Source organism: Aeromonas sp. Y318-3 (assembly GCF_027706185.1).
In the GTDB taxonomy this organism is placed as follows: domain Bacteria; phylum Pseudomonadota; class Gammaproteobacteria; order Enterobacterales; family Aeromonadaceae; genus Aeromonas; species Aeromonas veronii.
Map to the genome: position 1 here is coordinate 33245 of NZ_JAPDCN010000009.1, position 295 is coordinate 33539.

At 54.9% G+C, this 295-nt stretch carries 1 tRNA gene; it reads right to left on the reverse strand.

Annotated elements, in window-relative coordinates:
* Window positions 1-214: 214 nt before the first annotated feature.
* A tRNA-Val gene (locus OKB77_RS13545) sits at window positions 215-290 on the reverse strand.
* Window positions 291-295 lie beyond the last annotated feature (5 nt).

The window sequence follows — 295 nt, forward strand, 5'->3', positions numbered from 1 at the left end:
TGGCAGTGTGGCAGTGTGGCAGTGTGGCAGTGTGGCAGTGTGGCAGTGTGGCAGTGTGGCAGTGTGGCAGTGTGGCACAATAAGAGGTGGCGTTCGGCTCGCCACAACGGCAACAGAAGAAGTTGAAGCACTGAATTGCGGGCAAAAAAAATCCCCATCTGAATGGGGACTTTCTCTGCAATCGCAGCTGATATCTCAGCATCGCTTGCGAATATGGTGGTCGTTACTGGGATCGAACCAGTGACCCCCTCCTTGTAAGGGAGGTGCTCTCCCAGCTGAGCTAAACGACCTGGGA